Origin of the sequence: Leptotrichia sp. oral taxon 847 (assembly GCF_001553645.1) — a bacterium.
In the GTDB taxonomy this organism is placed as follows: domain Bacteria; phylum Fusobacteriota; class Fusobacteriia; order Fusobacteriales; family Leptotrichiaceae; genus Leptotrichia.
The window spans coordinates 804,935-825,664 of record NZ_CP014231.1 but is presented as its reverse complement, the minus strand read 5'-3'; the positions used below and the strand labels follow the sequence as shown (position 1 = coordinate 825,664).

Genomic DNA, 20,730 nt, shown 5'->3' with positions numbered 1-20,730 from the left:
TTTAGGAAAGGTTGAAAAAAGATGAAAAAGAGTTTTATTAAAATGTTTGTTTTGATATTTTTAATTAGTAATTTGATTTTTTCAGAAAATAAAAAATTAAATGAAAATTATGGAATAGAAGATGGAGAAGTTTATTACATAAATAGAAAAATAGATGGAGCTGATGCAAAGACTTTTGAAGTTTTTGAAGATGGTGAGTATGCAAAAGATAAGAATAATGTTTATTATGAAGAAAATGTTCTTAATGAAGCAGATCCTAAAAGTTTTAAATTATTGACAAAAATTAGTTACGGATTGAGTAAAGATAAAAATAATCTTTATTTTTGGGAGAATAAGGTAGATAATATAGATGTAAAAACTCTTGAAATAATGACAGATGAATTTTCAATTTATTTAAAAGATAAAAACGGAGTGTATATTTTATTTTCATATAATGGAGGACTTCCTGTCGATTTAGATAATGTGATAATGTCTCCCAAAATTTTAAAAAATGTTGACAAACAAACTTTTCAACTAATTGGTGGAGGGTATTCAAAAGATAAAAATAGTGTTTATTATATTGGTAAAAAAATAGATGGAGTAGCTCCCCAAAACTTTAAAGTTTTAAAAGATTATATTTTTACAGATGGGAAAAATGTGTATCTTTATGGAGAAAAAAAAGAGGATATAGATTTACAGACATTAAAATTTTTTGATGATGATTCCAGTTATTTTTTTGACAAAAATAATATTTATTTTCAAGGAGATAAACTGGAAAATGCTGATTTTAAAAGTTTTAAAATAATGAAATCAAATTTTTCAAAAGATAAAAATAATGTTTATGAAGGAAATGAAAAAATAGATGGAGCAGACACAAAAACTTTTGAAGTAATTGATGATTATGCAGGATTTGCGAGAGACAAAAATTATTTGTATCATTCAAATGAAAGAATAAAAAATTCGGATCCTTATACTTTTCAAAGGGTTAATGAACATTTGGTAAGAGATAAAAATCAATTTTATTCTAATGATGGAATAGTTTTAAATGTGGATGGAAAAACTTTTCAAGTAGTAAAAGATTATGAAAAAGATTATTTTATGTATGCAAAGGATAAAAATAAAGCATATTATATAAATTTTGTGGCTGGAAAAGATGAAATGGTAAAAGAGTTAAAAGGATTAAATCCTAAAAATTTTAAAGTGCTAAATCGTTATTATACAAAAGACGATAAAAAAGTTTATTTTAGTAAAGAATATGCGGATATACAAGAACTTCAAAATGTAGATGTGAAATCATTTGAAGCGTTGCATTTTGAAAATATAGAGAATAAAGATGATTTTGGAAAAGATAAAAATAAAGTTTATTTGTTTGGTCTTGAATTAAAAGATATAAAACCTGAAAAATTTCAAGTTATGAAAGAGCCGATAACGGAAAAAATTATATATGTTCGAGATGAAAATAATTTGTTCGTAATTTTTTATGATTATTTTTCAGGATTTAATTTTGTAGAGTCTAAAAAAATTGAAAATGTAGATTTTAAAACACTCAAGTGGAAATCAGCAAGAGAACTGGAAGATAAAAATAGAAAATATATTGTGAATGGCAGCGTAATTGATGAAGATAAAATAGAAATTAAATTTATAAAAAAATAGAAAAAAGGAGAAAATTTTATGAAAAAATTAATTTGTGCAATTACAATTTTTTTAGCAACAAGTTTAGGAGCAAATGCGTATACGTTTAGGGAATATGTTCAGGAAACACTTTCAAAAAGGGGAGTAAAACAAAGCATAATTGATGAAACATCAAAATTCTTGTTGGATTCAAGAGGTGAATTATCAATTATTCCACAGAAAGATGAAATTGATGAATTGATTAACAAAGCAGAAGTATTGCTGAAAAAAGATAAAAATAATGTTTTAGTCAGACAATATTTAATAACATTGTATTTAAAAAAAGGTGGAGATAAAAATATTTTAAAAGCACAAAAAATAAGTGAAGAAAATTTACAAGATAGAGAAATTACTGACTTTGGAAAATGGAGTACAACAGGTCTCTATTATTATCAAATTGGTCAAAAGGAAAAAGCTCAAGTATATTTTAATAAAATTAAAGAAAAATATAAAAATAAACCAGCTGTTTATGATTTAATCGAAATTACGACTATGGAAATGGATATTCGTGGTAAGAACAAGAACTTTCAGGAATTGGTTAACCATTCATTGGAAAATGAGAAAAAAATGAAGGAAATAAAGGAAATTACCGATAAGCAAATGAAAAAAATGATAGTTGTTAAAGATTTTTTTCAGTCAGAAGAAAATAAAAGGGAATTTAAAATTGTGGACGAGTTAGTTTACGGATTTAATTTAACGTTAAATTTTTCAAAAATTAATGAAATACTAGAGAAATATTCGGAAGATTCAAGTAAAGAAAAAATAGAAGTTATAAAAAAGGCGACTGATTATTATTTGAGAAATATTGCAAATAATGAGAAAATGACAGAAGATTCAATAAAGTATAATATTATTCTAGAAAATATGTACTTGAAAATAATGAGGATGGTGGCATCATTTGATGAAAAAGAAAGCGAAGAGTTTTTAAATAAATTAGAAAACAGTAAGCTTTATGAAGTTATGAGAAAATTGGAAGAATAAGTTCAAATAAAAAGTTAAAAATTTAGTGATTGGGAGAGATAAAAATGAGAACAGCAATTTACTGTGTAAGCAAAAACGGATATGAAACCTGTCTAAAAATACGAAATAATGTTTATAAAAATTTGCATATTTATGTGTCACAAAGAGTGGCTAATATGCTCAATCTTGAAAGTGAAAATGTGGAAAATTTATTTGTGATAAATGAGCGAGTGCCAATTTTATTAGAAAAAACATTTGATAAATATGATTTGCATATTTTCGTTGCGGCGACTGGAGCGGTTGTGAGAATTATTGAAGGAAAATTTAAGAGTAAAGATACTGATCCGGCAGTTATAACGATTGATGATCACGCTAATTTTGTGATTTCATTGCTTTCAGGACATCTTGGAGGGGCAAATGAAGAATGTAAAAAAATTGCGGATGGAATTGGAGCGATCCCAGTAATTACAACAGCTTCTGATGTTGGTGGAAAAATTGCGGTTGACACATTGTCGCAAAAAATTAAAGCAAAGTTGGAAAGTCTGGACGATGCCAAAAAAGTTACTTCGCTTATCGTAAACGGAGAAAATGTGAGCATTCATTTGCCAAAAAATATCGTAGAAAACGACAAAAATTGTTCTGGAGCAATAATTGTTTCAAACAGAAAAAATATTGAAATTTCTAAAATTATTCCCAAAAATATTATTCTCGGAATCGGCTGCAAAAGAAATACACCGAAAGAAAAAATCATCGAAAAAATAAATTATGTAATGGAAACTCAAAATTTAGAAATGGACTCGATAAAAAAAGCCGCATCCGCTTGGGTAAAATCTGATGAAATTGGACTTTTAGAAGCAATGACTGAATTAAATATTCCAATAGAATTTTTTGGAAAAGAAAAAATTTTGGAAGTAGAAAATTTAGTTGAAGAGCGTTCAGAATTTGTAAAAAATCAAATCGGAGTATACGGAGTTTCCGAGCCTTGTGCCTATCTAGCTTCGAGTAAAAAAGGAAGTTTTTTGGTGAAAAAAGTGAAGCTGGGAGAAGTTACGATTTCAATTTTTGAGGAGGAAATGTGAGAATGGAAATATATAAATTGTCATTTATAGCAATAGTGTTGTTTATGATACACGAATTTGAAGAAATAATTTTTATAAAAAATTTTATAGAAAAAAACAAAGTTGTAAAAGATATGAAAAATGAATTATTTGTGAAAAAAAAAGGGAATTATCCATCTACAGAAACAATTTCATTAATGATTGCCGAAGAATTTATAATTTTATCAACATTACTTTTTATAGCAAGTGAGATTAGTATGTATGAAATAGTACTGTCATTATTTATTGTATATATTGCACATTTAGTACCTCATATGTATGATGCGCTTAGATATAGAAAGTTTTCCCCAGGAAGTCGGACTTCTTTTATAATTTTCCCTTTAGGAATTTTAATAATCTGGAATGTTATTTTAAATAAAGAAATTAACTTAGTTATTTTAATTTTATGTGTTATAATAATTGGATTTCTTATGATTTTAAATTTGCTATTTTTACATAAAATTAGTAAAAAAATTGATAAGTATTTGTGGAAATAAAAAAAATTATAAAAATATTTAAAATAAAAAATAGATTTAAAAAATATATAATCAATATAAAAAATTTAAAGAAAGGAGCTTGTATAATGTAACTATATTATACAAGTAAAATAACATGAAAAAAATATTTCTAATCATAGTCCTTTTTTTTATAATAAACCTAAATTTAGCCGCCTTAACAATGAAGGAAAAAATCCAGCAAGATTTGTCAAAAGCAGGTGTTAAACAAGAAATAATTGATGAAACTGTAAAATTGGATAAGAAATTTGGAGAAGGATTTGTAGAAGAAGATGGAGATAGGAAAAGGGCAACTGAAAGTAAGGATGAATGGGAAAAACTTTATCAGAAAGATAAAAGAAATTATGTTGCCTTGGAAAGATTGATAGAATCGTATTTTGTGACTGGGATACCAAATGATCCTCAGAAGAAAAAGTATGTTTCAGAATATTTGAAAATGGATATTCCTGAAGATAGAAAAAATTTCGTTTTGGGAAAGGACTTCTGGAATTGTTCCAAAAATAAAGATACAAAAAATGAGTATTTTGAAAAAGTTAAAAAGATTAGCGATAATCAGTATTATTTGAAGGGAATAGATTTTTTTGAATATATATCAAAAGAAACGGAAAATATAAAAGAAGATGGAAATTCTAAGTTAATGAAACAGAAAATAGATGAAATAACGCAAAAAATGGATGAAATTGATAAAATACTTGATAATAAAAATTTGCTAGAAAAATACAGAATTTCTGATGAAGAAGCCTATTCTGATCAATTAACTTTTTTTATGGTTGGTGGTATCCTAAAAGCGTTTACAGGTGATACTGAAGGAATGGTCAATGATTTTATAAATAAAATCGCAAATAAAAAGATTTCTAAAGAAGTGGCGGAATATAATAAAAATAAGGAAATGATGACTGTTATGACAATTCAGATGACAATGGCTTTGAAAGGATTTTTTGGAGAAATGTCAGAAAAAGAAATTACAAAACTTGAAAAATTGACAAAAAAACTTCAAGGCACTGAAATGTTTAAAAGGATTATGGAAAATTCGGAAAAGGGTGAAACTATTGAAAACGATAGTTATTTAGAAGAAAAGAGAAAAAATTTTGAATCACTTTCAGATGATGAACAAATAAAACAAATTGTTAATCAAAAAAAATTTGACTATATCGAAACAAGAATAGACAAAGAGAAAAAGATTTTCGATTGGACATTTGGATGTAGTGGATTAAATTGTAAACTTGTTTTTTTAGGAAAAAATAAAGATTTTGAGAAAAGAATAAAATTAAAAGATCTGAAAGAAAAAGAAAAAATTGTTAGAATTCTTATTTTTGGAAAAAGAGAAGAAGATGAAGAAATTTCAGAAGGAGTATTTTTAAGAAAAGGAACTGACAGCAAAGACAATAAATTTTATGTGTATGATGATAAAAATGAAGATAAAATATTAACAGTTTTTGCAGCTCAAAATGAAAATTTAGATTTTTTTAAATTTGTAAATGAAATATTGGGAGAAGATTATAGAAATATTGAAGCGAAATATGGTGGAAGAGATTAAAAATAATAAAATAAAAATTTATTAAAATATAGTAATTTAGGAGAAAAAAATGAACAAAAATGGAAAAATTTATGTAGTAGGAATTGGACCTGGGAAAAAAGGAGATATGACATTTAGAGCATATGAAGCGATAGGAAAAAGTGATGTTATTGTTGGGTATAAAACTTATACAGATTTGGTAAAAGAATATTATCCTGATAAAGAAATAGTGAGTTCTTCGATGATGAAAGAAGTTGATAGATGTACTGATGTTTTGAAGATGGCAAAAGATGGGAAAAATGTGGCTCTTATCAGTAGTGGAGATGCTGGGGTTTATGGAATGGCTGGGATTATGTTAGAAATTGCGGATGATAAAATAGAAGTGGAAGTAATACCAGGAGTTACAGCTACAAATGCAGCTGCTGCAATAACGGGAGCTCCTGTTATGCACGATTATGTGACAATTAGCCTAAGTAATTTACTGACTGACTGGGAACTTATAAAAAAAAGATTGGAACTTGCGGCACAAGGGGATTTTGTTGTAAGTATTTACAATCCGAAAAGTCGAGGGAGAGTTACACAAATTGAGGAAGCGCAAAAGATTATGCTAAAGTATAAGCCAAAAACGACTCCAGTTGCGATAGTTAGAAATGCGAGAAGAGAAAATGAAGAATATGTTGTGACGACTTTAGAAGAGATGACAAAACATGAAATAGATATGCTCACAATTGTGATAATTGGAAATTCAAATACTTATGTGAAAAATGAGAAGATTATAACTCCGAGAGGATATAGCAAAAAGTATGAATATTAAATAAAAAGCTAAAAATTTTTAGGAAGGGGAAAAATGGCGATAATTTACGTGACAGGTGGAGCAAAAAGTGGGAAAAGTAAATTTGCGGAAGATTTACTTTTATCTTTGAATGATGGAAAGCAAAAAAATGTGTATCTTGCAACTTCGGTTGTTTTTGATGAAGAAATGCAAAAAAAAGTTGAATTGCATAAAGCGAGAAGAAAAGATAATTGGATTACAGTTGAAAGTTATAAAAATTTTTCGCAAAGTTTGGAAGAAGTAATGAATGAAAATAAAAAAAATAATATGCTTGTAGATTGTTTGACGAATATGATAAGCAATATTATTTTTGAAAATGAAGAAATAGATTGGGAAAAACCTGAAAAAAATCAATTGGAAAAATGTGATGAAAATGTGGAAAAAGAAGTTCAAAATTTGTGTGAAATTTTTAAAAATTTTGAAAATGTTGTAATTGTGTCAAATGAAGTGGGAATGGGCCTTGTTCCCGCTTATCCGCTTGGCAGATATTTTCGTGAAATTGCTGGAAAAATGAATCAGTTTGTTGCAGAAAAAGCTGATGAAGCGTATTTTGTAGTTTCAGGAATTCCGATAAAAATAAAGTAAAAGTTATTTTTAAATAGAGATTTAAAGAAGGTGTGAAAACAAATGAATTTAATGAAGAGGTCAAATGTGGAATTTGAAATCAAAAGTAAAAAAATAGACTATCATTATAGTGAATTTAGAATGCTGTTAATTGCATATATTTGTGTATACTTTATGAGTCCTATATTTATTTTTTTTTATAAAAAGTGATAAAAAAATTATTATATTTTATTAATTAATGCTGTTTTTGTTATGATATTTTATATATTTATAGTTATATTACAAATTTTTCTTAAATTATTAATAGGATTAAAAGAAAAGAAAATAATATTTTCAGAAAATTATTTAGAAATTTTTTTTGGAACAGAAAGTAAAAAAATAAGATATAATAAAATAGAAATGATTTTTCTGAGAAAAAACTTATTGAATTCAGCAGATATAATAATAAATTTTCCAACCAATAATACAAGTTTATTTAATAGACAAGAAGAATTATTTAAAGACGATAAAAATAGTATAGTGATAAGTAATGTTATTAATTATGAAGAAATATTTAAAGAATTAAAACAAAGATTATTTTTCTTTGAAAGTAAAAATGAAAAAATTTTAGAATATAAAAGTTTTATTGAAAATAAAATAGTAATAATATTTTTAATATTATTATTTTATTTTTTCTATAAAATAAAAATATCAATATGTTTAATTATTTTATTATTCGTTAAAATAAAAAGGTATAATTATAAAATCAATTATTTAAATAATGACCAAATAAAAATTTTTAATGCGAATAAAGAAATTTTTTATATAAAAAAAAATAACTATTTTTTTGACAAAGATGACTTAAAATTAAAAATTAAAAATGTTGATAGAATTTTATTGCCGAGTAATTTAGTGTTTTTACCAATGCATTATAAAGTAAAGGGATAAAAAAATGAAAAATATAAAAGAAACTTATAACAAAAAAATGAGAAAAATGTTTACAGAAAATATGAAAAGTATATTTACTAAAGATATGTTGAAAAAATATGATGAAAATATGTTAAATGTATTGAAAGAAGTTGGAGTGGATATATTAAATGTAAATTATGAAGAAGCAAATAAAAAAATAGTGAATATTAATAAACAAGAAATATATGAAATAATATGGAATATGGCTGATATTACAGAAAGTTTCACTTTTTATGGATTTTCACAATATATGTATAAAAAAACAGAAAATGTAATTTGGTTAAATTTGTCAGCAAGTTTGCTATCATTTACATTTTGCTGTGTTGAAGGAGCTTATGCTGTTGGTATTTTTCATGCTAGAGAAGCAGTAGGAATTGAAAAAAATCTTGAAAATCTATTAACTTTACTAAGTTTTTATGGACTTCCAGAACATTTAATGGATGATGAAGAGGCAGAGAAAGTAGCAAAAGAAATTTTAGAGTTAGATAAGAATAACGAAAGTGCAATTTATGTGTTGAATAAAATTTTAAAAAAGAGTAAATCATGGAGTGACCTAATTTAAACTAAAGCTAAATCAGGATGACAAAGTTGTCATTCTAATTTTAATTTCTTCATATTTTACTTCATTCTAAATTAATGACGGATTAAAATATTTAGGGATAAATAAAAGCTTCTATTTTAAGTTTATCATTCAATCCACAAAATTACTAAAATAACAATTTTTTTCTATTCCTTTTTAAGCAGAAGTGCTCATCGCCGCACCCCTGCACCCCGGCTAGTCTTCGTCATTTTTATGCACTGCCAAAAAACTCGCACTGATTGTGCTCAGACAGTTTTGTCAGCACATAAAAATGCTCCGACGGTTTAAATTTTACTACCATAGAAAAAGTGTCGTGATTTTTTTGGAGTAAAGACGACTGTCTGAACGAAGTGAGTTTCGGCTTTGCTTCAAAAAAATGCTTAGACGAGCGTGGGGATTATAAGGGGAAATGGCGGTCCTTTCCCCTTATGTAAAAAAATAAAAAACTATACTAAATTAAAATAACATCTTGTAATCAAAAATAACCTAAAAAATTTGAAATTAAAAAATCTGCCCCTAAAATTTTTAAACCATCCTAAATTAATTACTAACTTGAAAAATTTAATTAATTATGTTATAACTATTTAGATTGATATTTATTAAAAACAGTTTTCAAATTGGAAAGCATATCAAAATATATAGATTACAAAAAATATAAATTCAAGAAAATTAATAAAACGTTTGGCATTTTGTTTTTTAGTACCGAAAGTGATTTTAAAAGGAGGAAATAGTGGAAAAAAGAGCAACTGTTATAACATATGGCTGTCAAATGAACGTAAATGAAAGTGCAAAAATGACACAGATGTTAAAAAAAATGGGTTATGAAATGACCCAGGATATTCAAAATTCAGATTTGGTATTTCTTAATACTTGTACAGTAAGAGAGGGAGCTGCAACCAAAGTATATGGAAAATTGGGAGATTTGAAAAGAATTAAGGAAGAAAAATCTGGAAATATGATAATCGGTGTTACAGGGTGTCTTGCACAAGAAGTGCGAGACGAATTTATAAAAAGAACACCTTATGTCGATTTGGTTTTGGGAAATCAGAATATTGGAAGAATACCAGATATTATTGAAAGAATTGAAAAAGGAGAAGAAACTCATATAGTTATGGTTGATGATGAAGATGAACTTCCTACCAGAGTTGACGCTGATTTTGGAGATGATATAGTTGCGTCAATTTCAATAACTTATGGATGCAATAATTACTGTACTTTTTGTATAGTTCCATATGTGCGTGGAATGGAGCGCTCTGTACCAATTAACGAAGTTATAAGAGATGTTGAGCAGTATACAAAAAAAGGGTACAAGGAAATATTGTTTTTGGGACAAAATGTAAATTCCTACGGAAGTGATTTAGCTGATAAAAGTGATAATTTTTCTGAACTATTAAAAAGAAGTGCTGCAGTTGAAGGAGATTTCTGGATAAAGTATGTGTCGCCACATCCAAAAGATTTTAATGATGATGTAATTGAAGTAATAGCAAAAAATCCTAAAATAGCCAGAATGTTACATTTGCCACTGCAATCAGGATCAACAAAAATCTTAAATGCAATGAACCGTGGTTATACAAAAGAAGAATATATAAAACTTGCAAAAAAAATTAAAGAAAAAATACCTGATATTGGTCTGACAACTGATATTATAGTCGGATTTCCTGGAGAAACTGACGAAGATTTTCAAGATACGATGGATGTTGTAAACGAAGTTGGATTTGAAAATGCGTATATGTTTATGTATTCAAAAAGAACTGGAACTCCAGCGGCTACAATGGAAAATCAAGTGGATGAAAAAGTTAAAAATGAAAGATTGCAAAAGCTTATTAAACTTCAAAATATGAAAGCTAGAGAAGAAAGTCAAAAATATTTAGGGAAGACAATAAAAGTTTTGGTCGAAGGACCGAGTAAAAAAAATCCAGAGATGTTAACTGGACGAACTTCGACTCATAAAGTCGTTTTATTTAAAGATGACAGTAAAAATTTAAAAGGAAGATTTGTAAATATTAAAATTAATGATGCCAAAACTTGGACATTATATGGAGAGTTGGTGAAAAAATAATGGAAGAAAAAAAGAGAAGAGGAAGACCTAGAAAAATTGTTTCACAAGAAACTGGTGAAACTGAAGTAACTTTAAGTGAAGAAAATTTGGTTAAAAAAAGTGAAACTGAAAAAATTGAAAAAAATGTTGAAATTGAAAAAAATCCAAAAGAATTTAAAAATTCAGAAAAATTTTCACAGGAAAAACGTTTTGCAGAAAAACATTTGGAGGAAGAAATGATAAAAGAAATTCTTTCAAAAAATGTTACAACTTTGAAAAAGATGGCGAAAGAATATAAAATTGAAGGATTTTCTGGAATGGCCAAATCTGACTTGATAAATGCCATTCTTATAAAAAAGGGTGAAGAAGAAGGAAAAACTTACGGATTTGGAAAACTTGATATTATGAACGGTTCAACTTATGGATTTTTGCGAAATACTTCTGTTGGGCCTGATGTCTATGTTTCGATTTCCCAAATTAAAAGATTTTATTTGAGAAATGAAGATATTGTGTTTGGAGAGCTTAGAATACCGATTGGAACTGAAAAAAATTACGGAATTTTAAAAGTGCTTCTGGTAAACGGTGATTTGCCTGAAAAATCACTGGAACGACCATTTTTTGACGACTTAATCCCGTCATATCCTGATGAAAAATTAAATCTTGGATCAGGTGAAGTTTCTTCAAGAATAATTGATTTAATTTCTCCAATTGGAAAAGGACAGAGAGGACTTATTGTAGCTCCTCCAAAAGCTGGAAAAACTGTGTTACTTTCGACACTTGCGAATGATATTATAAAATACAATCCTGAAATTGATGTTTGGATTTTATTAATTGACGAGCGGCCAGAAGAAGTTACCGATATAAAAGAAAATGTAAAAGAAGCAGAAGTTTATTCGGCTACATTTGATGAAGATCCTAGAATCCATACGCAAGTTACTGAAAATGTATTAGAAATGGCAAAAAGGGAAGTTGAGCGAGGAAAAGATATTCTAATTTTAATGGATAGCTTGACAAGACTTGCAAGATCTTACAACATCACAATTCCATCGAGTGGAAAATTAATCTCTGGAGGAATCGATCCAAATGCGCTTTATTATCCAAAAAGATTTTTAGGAGCTGCCAGAAATATTAAAAATGGTGGAAGTCTTACAATCATCGCAACGGCACTTATTGAGACGGGAAGTAGAATGGACGAAGTTATTTTTGAAGAATTCAAAGGTACTGGTAATATGGAAATAATTTTGAGTAGAGCTCTTGAACAGCTTAGAATTTTCCCAGCGATAGATGTGCTAAAAAGTGGTACAAGAAGAGAAGAGTTATTAATTCCTAAAAAAAATCTGGAAAAAATTTGGGCTCTTAGAAGAGAACTTAGTGGAATGTCGGAAGTTGAAGGAATGAAAAAATTGATTGAACTTACAAAATTATATAAAAATAACGATGAATTACTTGAAAATTTGGTATTGAAAAAATAAAGTTAATAAATAATTTTATCAATTAATTGTGAGATTAGCTTAATTGCAATTTTAAACTGCGCTGAATAAATAATTATCCAGTGTAGTTTTTTAATAAAAAAATTAATTCTTGAAATTTCAAGAATTAATTTTTAATAAATATTTTTTAGTTTCCTTCATTTAAATTAAGTCCGCTATTGCTAGGAGTTGATGGGAATATACCATCATTACTTTTATTTTCTGTATTCGTGTCAGTAGAGGTATTAGTATCGTTTGTACTTGGAGTAACATCTGTACCTGTATTTTCAATATTGCTATCAGTTCCAAAGGCTTTTTCTTCACCTAGGATTTTTTCTCTAGGAACTTGATAATTTGTTATTTTCTTAATTGTTATAACTTTATCTTTTTTAGATACTGTTCCAGATAACTTTAATCCAATTAAATCAGTATCAACTACTCCGTATTTTTCTGATATAAAATTATAAATTCCATCAAGCAAGCCACTTTCATCTTTTACAGTGTAAGACATAACTTTATTTGGAAAAACTAGATTATCTTTTGTGTAAACAAAAGTATTTGTAGCTCTTAAATATTCGCCTTCATAAACTTTATCAGTTGCTTTTAATTTTGTTTTTTTCACTTTCGCTGCTTTAATTTTAGGAATTTTTATTTCTTTATCTTTTGTTGCAGAAATTCCAATGACACAAACGGCGAATAGCATAATTATAATAAATATTTTTTTCATAAAAAATACTCTCCTTTTTTTGTTTCATTTCAATATTATTATTTATGAAATCCCAAATCTGCAGGATTTAAATCTCCTGAAATCTTTTCTATGATTCCATTTTGATGTTCAAATTTCTTTCTCATCAGAGTAACTTTTTTTATTAATTCTATTGTTTCAGATTCGATATTACTTGCGTTGTAATGTCCCTTGGACCAATAATTAAGTACAAGTGAACTATCTCCAAAAATTTTTTTAATTTCATATTTTTTTGCGTAAACTAATGCTGCATAAAGCCCAACTAACTCTCCATAGTTATTTGACCTATGTTTTGCAACATAATAATTTTTGTGTTCATTGATCTTTTCTTTTGGCAAAATTTTGTGTAGCAACGGATTTCCCTTATAATCAGTAAGTCTCACTTCGACACCATTTCCTCTTCCTGTTCCAGCATCGAAATAAATTGCGCAGGGAACGATTTTCCCTTTATCACACAAACTTTTCTTTTTTTCTTTTTTTTCGTACTCTGCTCCTGAATTAAGCCATTCTTGAGCTTCTTTTACAGTTTTAAAAGATTTGTATCTCGCATTTTGGCTTGAAACTATCTTTTGACATTTTTCCCAATTTTCCAAAATACCAGTTTTGCCACTATTTATTAAATAATAAGCATATATCTTTGACATAATTTAAAATTTATAAAATTATAAATTTAAACCTCCATCAATTCTTAAAACTTGTCCAGTTATGAATTTAGAAGCATCGCTTGCTAAGAATAGCGCTGCATTTGCCACATCTTGAGCATCTCCCATTTTTCTTAATGGCGTATTAGCTAAAACAGTTTCTACAATTTTTTCAGGTAAAACGTGTGTCATATCTGTTTTAATAAATCCAGGTGCTATCGCGTTTGCTCTCAAATTTTTTCTTCCAAATTCTTTAGCCCAAGTTTTAGCCATCGCTATAACTCCACCTTTTGTTGCTGCATAGTTAGTTTGACCTGTATTTCCGTCAATTCCAACTACAGAAGCCATATTTATAACACTTGAAGCTTTACTTTTTAAAAGTAGTGAAACAAATCCTTGCATAACATTGTAGACACCTTTTAAATTGATGTCAACAACTAAATCCCAATCCGCTTCTTTCATTCTTTGAAGCAATGAATCTCTTGTAATTCCAGCGTTGTTTACCAAAATATCCAATCTTCCATATTTTTCTTTTAATTCTTTTGCAACTTCTTTGATGTTTTCTCTGTCTGTTACATTTAATTTTATGTGAGAGATATTTTCGTGGCTGTAATCTGGGTCAATTAAATCTCCCGAGATAACTGTCGCACCATTTTCGGCATATTTTAGTGCGATTTCTTTTCCAATTCCTCTCGAACCACCTGTAATTAATGCTATTTTTCCCTTTAACACTATTTTTCCACCTTTCTAATTTTTGAATTTTTAGTTTATATTTTTTATTTTAACACTTGTAATTCAACTTTTGTTACACCTTTTCCAGGACTTTCTATTTGTGAGAAAGCAGCATAGCTTAAATCAATAACTCTTCCTCTTACAAACGGTCCTCTATCATTAATTCTCACAATGACAGATTTACCGTTGTTCAAATTTGTTACTTTTACTTTTGTCCCAAATGGCAAACTTTTGTGAGCAGCCATCATTTCACTTGATCTATGTCGTTCACCACTCGAAGTTTTGCTTCCATTTAAGTTTTTGCTGTAAAAAGAAGCCGTACCACTTTGATAATGTGTAAAATTATTTAAGTCCTCTTTCTTTATTGTCATAACTGACTTACTTTCATTTTTTGAAACAGTTAAATCTAAATTATCTGCTTTTTTCATCATTTCTTTTCTTATAAAAATTATATTTTGATTATTACTTTGTTGTTTTGCTGTTATGTTTGAACTTAATGATAGAGATAATGACAAAACTGATAGTGTTGTAATTATTTTTTTCATTAAAAACGCTCCTTTATATTTTTATTATTTTATAATTATATCATATTTTATCATTTTTCTAACTTAGTTTTCTCTTAATTAAACCATAAAAACTATTTTTAATAAGAACATCTACTAAAAAAACTATAATTTTTATTTAAAACTATAATTATTATTTTTTCAAATCTTTTAGTTCAGGTTGTTTTACATGTTGAATTTTCATACTGCTAGGTGTGATTACTTCAAAACTGTATCCTGCTTTTCTATATCCATCAATAATGCTTTGTAGTGCTTGAACAGTTGTTCCCTTGACATTTGTATCGTGCATCAAGACGTCAATTTCTGGATGGTTAGTACAAATACCATATTTGATAAGTTTAGCTACAGGCACACCGTTTCCGCTCGCATCTGTAGAATCACAGTTCCAGTCGTGATAAATATACCCTTCTCTTGCCATTCTAGTAATAATTTGTTGTTTCAAGGCTTTTGATGCAATTGCATTGCTTGAACCACCAGGAAATCTTGTTATTCTTACATCTTTTCCAGTTCTTGCCTTAATATCGTCGTGCAATTTGTACAAGTCGTCAAAGAAGTTTTTTTCGTTGGCATAAATGTACTTATAATCGTGAGTATAACTGTGAACTCCTAGTGCATGCCCTGCGTCTATTATTTCTTTATATTTATTTTGATTATGTCCTATCACAAAAAAAGTTGCTTTTATGTTATTTCTTTTTAATATTGCCAAAATTTTCTCAGTATTATTCGAAGGACCGTCGTCGAAAGTCAAATGAACTATTTTTATTTTTCCATCTTTTTTCATCTGTTCATATTTTGCTGTAACTTCTTCATTCTTTTTAGTCAATTCTTCTAAAGTTTTTTCTTTTTTAATTTTTTCTTTTGTTAATTTTTTTATGTTACTTTTTAATCCATGATTTTGGACAAATTTTGATGTTGTCCCAAAAATATGCCAACCTGAATATACAAATCCTACACATGCGGCGATTATTCCAATTATTGCTATTCCTTTTTTCATTTTTTTTTACCTCACATTCAATTTATTTTTATTTGTCGTATTTTTTTATAATTTCTTGTATTCTATTGTTTCCTTCTTCAGTAGATTTAATTCTGTCGTTGATTTCATCAATCTCTTTTTTTAAGTCTTCCTTATTTTCTTTTAAAACTGGAGTTTTTGACATTAAAACTACTTTTTCCTTGTTCAAGAAAAAATGTGATACTGCAACTAAAATTGCAGATATTATAAACAGTATTACTGCCCTTTTTAATAGTTTATTTGTTCTTGTTTCATCATTATCATCTTTATAACTATAAAGATAATTGTCTTTTTTCGCCATTTCTTTTCCTCTTTTCTTTTTTATTTAAATTTTTTTATCAATTAATTTTGTTCCCTTAAAAAAGTAAAAGACCTCTTTCGAAAAAGAGGTCTCATAAAAGGGGGGGTTAATTGAGGTTTTAGATCTTTTTATCGATCTGTGTATAGTATACACTATAATCATTAATTTAAGATTAACTATAATACAATTTTAAATTAATTTTTTTTAACCCTGCCGTTATAAATCCTCTCTTACATTCTGTTTACAGTATTTATTCCTAATAAATCAAGTCCTTGTTTCAAAATAAATGCAGTTTTTTTAGATAATAAGATTCTAGCATCACGTATCTTAGGATTTTTTTCTTTTAATATCTGTTTTGAATTATAAAAGTTATTAAATAATTTTGCTGTATCAAACAGATATTCAGCGATAATGTTAGGTTTTAATATTTCATAAGCCTTTACAACAAACTGTGGAAATCTTAAAAGTGAAACCGCAAGTTCTCTTTCTACGTCGTCTGTATTTTTTAGGACTATCTCTTCATTTTCCAAAATGATATTTTCTTCTTTTAATTTTCTGAAAATGGACATAATCCTAACGTATGTATATTGTAAATACGGTCCCGTATTTCCTTCAAAATTTAAAACTTTATCCCAGGTAAACGTAACATCGCTTGTCCTGTTTTGACTTAAATCAAAATACTTTATTGCGCCACTTCCTATGATTTCAGCTGTTTTGTCTTTTTCATCTTCTGGAATATTAGGATTTTTTTCATTAATAACTTGTTTAACCTGCCTTTTAGCTTCGTCCAGTAAATCAACCAGTCTTATAATATTTCCACTTCTCGAAGAAAAAATCACATCTCCAAATCTCATGATTCCAAAAATTACATGTAATTTTTTATAGTCGTAAGGTGCGCCCAACATTTTTCCAATTTCAAACACTTGTTTGAAGTGATTTTGCTGCCTGTCATCTGTCACATAGATAGCTTCGTCCACTTTCAATTTTTCTTTTCTAAATTTCATAGTTGCAAGATCTGAAGTTGCATACAAAAAACTTCCATCTTTTTTTTGAACGAGTGCAGGCGGTAATTTGTCATCGTCAAAAAACACGACTAATGCTCCCTCGTCTTCTTTTGCAATGTTTTTTTTCTTTAATTCTTCCAAAACTTCTGGCATCATATCGTTGTAAAAAGATTCGCCGTAATAGTAATCAAATTTTATTCCAAGTCTTTCATACACTTTGTTGTATTCTTTTAAAGAAATTTTGATAAATTCTTTCCACAATTTTATATTTTCACTGTCGCCTTGCTGCAATTTTTTTAATTCTTTTCTTGCGTTTTCTTCAAGAGATGGTTCTTTTTTTGCTTTATCTGAGAATAAAACGTAAATTCTCTCCAATTCCCCAATTGGATCTTTTTCATAAGCATTTTTATCTAACCAATTTTTATAGCCAACTATAAGTTTTCCAAATTGAGTTCCCCAATCTCCAATATGGTTGTCTGAAATTACTTTTATTCCCAGAAATTCCAGTATTTTTTTAATCGAATGTCCAATTATTGTACTTCTCAAATGTCCAATGTGCATTCTTTTAGCAATATTTGGTGAAGAGTAGTCAATAATTACTGTTTTATCTGTATCTAAAAAAGAAAAATCATATTTTTCGTTTTCCAATTTTTTAATTTCTTCATTCAAAAATTCATTTTTCAAAAAAATATTAATAAATCCTGGTCCTGCAATTTCGAGCTTTTCAATAATTTCGTTTTTTTTAAATTCTGCGACTATTCTAGTCGCTATTTCTCTAGGATTTTTTCCGATTAATTTAGAACTAACCAAAGCAAAATTCGTCTGAAAATCTCCAAATTCTTTTTTTGTAGAATTTTGTATGTCAATTTTATCTGAAAAATCATTTTCAAAAATTTTATTTATATTTTCAGAAAACAATTTTTTTATTTTATTTGTCAACAATTTCATCCGTAATTTTTAAATTCTCCTTTCTAAAACATCATAATACCAAAGTATTTTATCATAATTTTTAAATAACCACAAGATTTTTTTAATCAAAAATATGACGATGGTCCTCTTTCGTAAAAAAAGAAATAGAAACTTGAAAAAATAGTATAAATTAAACAATATAAATGGGAGAATAGTTGTTGTAAAAAATAAAATAATTTTAAAATTTTAATTATTTTAAATTTATAAAAAAAATAAATAATTTCACAATTGATTTTGTTACAATTTTTTGGTAAAATGTAATTGTGATTTTTGTTTGATAAAAAAACATTTATAAATAAAATATTTTGGAGGTAAAAATAAAATGAGTTTATTACAGTTAAAAGATATAAGATCTGAAGTTGAGGGAAAAGAGATTTTAAAAGGTCTTAATTTAAATATCAACAAGGGGGAAGTTCATGTTATAATGGGACCAAATGGTGCTGGAAAATCTACGCTTGCAAGTATTCTGGTGGGAAATCCTAAACATAAATTAATCGGTGGAGATATTATTTTGGATGGAGAAAATATTAATGATGATTCTGTCGATGAGAGAGCAAAAAAAGGGATTTTCTTGTCATTTCAATATCCTGAAGAAATTCCAGGACTAACTGTAGAAGATTTTTTGAGAACGGCGAAAGAAGCTGTAACTGGAGAAAAACAATATTTGATGCAGTTTCACAATGAATTGGAAGAAAAGATGGAAAAACTCCACATTAATCCAGAATATGCTCAAAGACATTTGAATGTCGGGTTTTCTGGAGGAGAAAAAAAGAAAAATGAAATTTTACAGATGGCAGTGCTTGAGCCCAAATTAGCGATTTTAGATGAAACAGATTCAGGGCTTGACATTGATGCGACAAAAATTGTGTTTGAAGGTGTGCAAAAATTGAAGACAAATGATACAGCGCTTTTAATTATAACGCACTACGATAAAGTTTTGGACTATTTGGAGCCAGATTTCGTGCATATTTTGATGGATGGAAAAATTGTCAGAACTGGTGGAAAAGAAATAGTTGAAGAAATTGAAAAAAATGGTTATGGAGAAATGAAAAAGCAATTTGGGTTATAGAATTTTAAGAGAAAAAATTAAAAAATAGAAAGTGTAGGAAATTATGGAAACAAGAAAAAAAACATATGTTGCAGATATTGAGCGAGGAGTCTATGACATAAAAGACGAAGTTAAATATAAATACAAAGTTCAAAAAGGGTTGACAGAAGAAATAATTAGAAAAATTTCTGCTAGAAAAAATGAGCCGGAATGGATGTTAAATTTTAGATTAAAAGCGCTAGAAGTGTATAATTCAAAGCCGATGACTGACTGGGGTCCAGATTTGTCGGACTTGGATATGAACGATATAATTCACTATTTGGAGCCAGATTCTGCGCCAATGAATGAAAATTGGGACGATGTGCCAAGTTATATAAGAGATACTTTTGACAGACTTGGAATTCCTGAGGCGGAAAAACAGTCACTTGCAGGAGTTGGAGCGCAATATGATTCAGAAGTTGTGTATCACAGCATTCATAAGGAATTAACTGAGCAAGGTGTCATTTATACGGATATTGAAACAGCCATCAAACAATATGAAGATATTCTAAAAGAATATTTTATGACTTTGATTACAGTAAATGACCACAAGTTTTCAGCACTTCACGGAGCTGTTTGGTCAGGTGGTTCATTTATCTATGTACCAAAAGGCGTGAAAGTCAATATGCCGCTTCAATCTTATTTTAGATTAAATGCACCAGAAGCTGGACAGTTTGAACATACACTAATAATTGTTGACGAAGGAGCGGATTTACATTTTATTGAAGGATGTTCTGCGCCAAAATATCAGAAAAATGCGCTTCACGCTGGAGCGGTTGAGCTTTTTGTGAGAAAAGGGGCTAGACTTAGATATTCTACGATAGAAAACTGGTCGAGAAATATGTATAATCTTAATACTAAAAGAGCGCTAGTTGAAGAAGATGGTGTAATTGAGTGGGTTTCAGGTTCATTTGGGTCAAGAGTTTCAATGCTTTATCCGATGAGCATTTTAAAAGGAGACCGTGCTAGTTGTGAATTTACAGGAGTTACTTTTGCTTCAAGCGGACAAAACCTGGATACTGGTTGTAAAATTGTCCATATTGGAAAAAATACTACTTCGACAGTGCATTCAAAATCAATTTCTAAAAATGGGGGAGCGGCTTTTTACAGAGGACTGCTAAAAGTTATGCCAGAAGCGACTGGAACTAAAGCGACAGTTGAATGTGAATCGCTTATGTTAGACAATATTTCGTCTTCAGATACGATACCTATAATTGACATAAGAAATGACAGCGTCGATATAGGGCACGAAGCTAAAATTGGAAGAATTAGTGATGAGGCAATCTTTTATTTGATGTCGAGAGGAATTAGTGAAGATGAGGCAAAAGCGATGATTGTAAGAGGGTTTGTTGAGCCGATTTCAAAAGAGTTGCCGCTAGAGTATGCGGTTGAGTTAAATAAACTTATTGAATTGGAATTGGAAGGGACAATTGGATAAAGTTTTTTTAAAATTAAAAAGCTAAAATTAAAAATATTAAAAATATTAAAAGTATTGATTTTTAGATAA

Annotated in this window: 20 protein-coding genes; 13 read left to right on the top strand and 7 right to left on the bottom strand. The window is 28.2% G+C overall.

Features of this window, described 5'->3' with window-relative positions; all coding sequences use genetic code 11:
* The first annotated feature begins 21 nt into the window (after positions 1 to 21).
* The 11 genes from AXF11_RS03715 (at position 22) to rho (ending at position 12,172) form a co-directional block, all read left to right on the top strand.
* The gene (locus tag AXF11_RS03715; protein ID WP_068155049.1) at positions 22 to 1,632 is read left to right on the top strand and encodes a DKNYY domain-containing protein; all 1,611 of its coding nucleotides are present in this window, start codon (positions 22 to 24) and stop codon (positions 1,630 to 1,632) included.
* An 18-nt stretch (positions 1,633 to 1,650) separates the two neighbouring features.
* Positions 1,651 to 2,631, top strand: a complete 981-nt coding sequence (locus AXF11_RS03710; protein WP_060918518.1) for a hypothetical protein — start codon at positions 1,651 to 1,653, stop codon at positions 2,629 to 2,631.
* A 44-nt stretch (positions 2,632 to 2,675) separates the two neighbouring features.
* Positions 2,676 to 3,689, top strand: coding sequence for a cobalt-precorrin 5A hydrolase (gene cbiG / locus AXF11_RS03705; RefSeq protein ID WP_068155048.1), 1,014 nt, complete (start codon positions 2,676 to 2,678; stop codon positions 3,687 to 3,689).
* Between the two features lie 2 nt (positions 3,690 to 3,691).
* On the top strand, positions 3,692 to 4,204 hold the full coding sequence (locus AXF11_RS03700; protein WP_068155046.1) for an HXXEE domain-containing protein: 513 nt from the start codon (positions 3,692 to 3,694) through the stop codon (positions 4,202 to 4,204).
* 181 nt (positions 4,205 to 4,385) lie between these two features.
* A complete protein-coding gene (locus tag AXF11_RS03695; RefSeq protein ID WP_231724763.1) occupies positions 4,386 to 5,759 on the top strand; it encodes a hypothetical protein in 1,374 nt (457 codons plus the stop codon).
* Positions 5,760 to 5,808: 49 nt separating this feature from the next.
* Entirely contained in the window at positions 5,809 to 6,552 is a 744-nt protein-coding gene (gene cobJ, locus AXF11_RS03690) for a precorrin-3B C(17)-methyltransferase (RefSeq protein ID WP_068155043.1), read from the top strand.
* A gap of 33 nt (positions 6,553 to 6,585) precedes the next feature.
* Positions 6,586 to 7,155 (top strand): bifunctional adenosylcobinamide kinase/adenosylcobinamide-phosphate guanylyltransferase, encoded by a 570-nt coding sequence (gene cobU / locus AXF11_RS03685; protein WP_068155041.1) that lies wholly within the window; start codon positions 6,586 to 6,588, stop codon positions 7,153 to 7,155.
* Between the two features lie 231 nt (positions 7,156 to 7,386).
* Positions 7,387 to 8,061: a hypothetical protein gene (locus AXF11_RS03680; protein ID WP_068155039.1), complete on the top strand. Its 675-nt coding sequence runs from the start codon at positions 7,387 to 7,389 to the stop codon at positions 8,059 to 8,061.
* Between the two features lie 4 nt (positions 8,062 to 8,065).
* Complete coding sequence (locus tag AXF11_RS03675) at positions 8,066 to 8,644, top strand: hypothetical protein (protein WP_068155035.1); 579 nt, start codon at positions 8,066 to 8,068, stop codon at positions 8,642 to 8,644.
* 748 nt (positions 8,645 to 9,392) lie between these two features.
* A complete protein-coding gene (gene miaB / locus AXF11_RS03670) occupies positions 9,393 to 10,721 on the top strand; it encodes a tRNA (N6-isopentenyl adenosine(37)-C2)-methylthiotransferase MiaB (protein ID WP_082729375.1) in 1,329 nt (442 codons plus the stop codon).
* Between the two features lie 215 nt (positions 10,722 to 10,936).
* A complete protein-coding gene (gene rho / locus AXF11_RS03665) occupies positions 10,937 to 12,172 on the top strand; it encodes a transcription termination factor Rho (protein WP_068158216.1) in 1,236 nt (411 codons plus the stop codon).
* Between the two features lie 145 nt (positions 12,173 to 12,317).
* Here the strand turns inward: rho and AXF11_RS03660 are convergent, their stop codons facing one another.
* From AXF11_RS03660 to argS, 7 genes are all read right to left on the bottom strand, one after another.
* Positions 12,318 to 12,896: a hypothetical protein gene (locus tag AXF11_RS03660; protein WP_068155034.1), complete on the bottom strand. Its 579-nt coding sequence runs from the start codon at positions 12,894 to 12,896 to the stop codon at positions 12,318 to 12,320.
* Positions 12,897 to 12,934: 38 nt separating this feature from the next.
* Positions 12,935 to 13,558: a ribonuclease H family protein gene (locus tag AXF11_RS03655; RefSeq protein WP_068155031.1), complete on the bottom strand. Its 624-nt coding sequence runs from the start codon at positions 13,556 to 13,558 to the stop codon at positions 12,935 to 12,937.
* Positions 13,559 to 13,576: 18 nt separating this feature from the next.
* Entirely contained in the window at positions 13,577 to 14,287 is a 711-nt protein-coding gene (fabG, locus tag AXF11_RS03650; RefSeq protein WP_068155029.1) for a 3-oxoacyl-ACP reductase FabG, read from the bottom strand.
* A gap of 44 nt (positions 14,288 to 14,331) precedes the next feature.
* Positions 14,332 to 14,832 carry a septal ring lytic transglycosylase RlpA family protein gene (locus tag AXF11_RS03645; RefSeq protein WP_068155026.1) on the bottom strand — a complete coding sequence of 167 codons (501 nt, stop codon included), beginning with the start codon at positions 14,830 to 14,832 and terminating at the stop codon, positions 14,332 to 14,334.
* A 151-nt stretch (positions 14,833 to 14,983) separates the two neighbouring features.
* The gene (locus AXF11_RS03640; protein WP_068155025.1) at positions 14,984 to 15,844 is read right to left on the bottom strand and encodes a polysaccharide deacetylase family protein; all 861 of its coding nucleotides are present in this window, start codon (positions 15,842 to 15,844) and stop codon (positions 14,984 to 14,986) included.
* A gap of 28 nt (positions 15,845 to 15,872) precedes the next feature.
* A complete protein-coding gene (locus tag AXF11_RS03635) occupies positions 15,873 to 16,163 on the bottom strand; it encodes a hypothetical protein (protein ID WP_068155023.1) in 291 nt (96 codons plus the stop codon).
* A gap of 230 nt (positions 16,164 to 16,393) precedes the next feature.
* On the bottom strand, positions 16,394 to 18,115 hold the full coding sequence (gene argS / locus AXF11_RS03630) for an arginine--tRNA ligase (protein ID WP_068155021.1): 1,722 nt from the start codon (positions 18,113 to 18,115) through the stop codon (positions 16,394 to 16,396).
* A gap of 343 nt (positions 18,116 to 18,458) precedes the next feature.
* Here argS and sufC point away from each other — a divergent pair, with 343 nt between their 5' ends.
* Positions 18,459 to 19,205, top strand: coding sequence for a Fe-S cluster assembly ATPase SufC (gene sufC, locus AXF11_RS03625; RefSeq protein WP_068155018.1), 747 nt, complete (start codon positions 18,459 to 18,461; stop codon positions 19,203 to 19,205).
* Between the two features lie 43 nt (positions 19,206 to 19,248).
* Positions 19,249 to 20,661, top strand: coding sequence for a Fe-S cluster assembly protein SufB (gene sufB / locus AXF11_RS03620; RefSeq protein ID WP_068155017.1), 1,413 nt, complete (start codon positions 19,249 to 19,251; stop codon positions 20,659 to 20,661).
* The last annotated feature ends 69 nt before the right edge of the window (positions 20,662 to 20,730 follow it).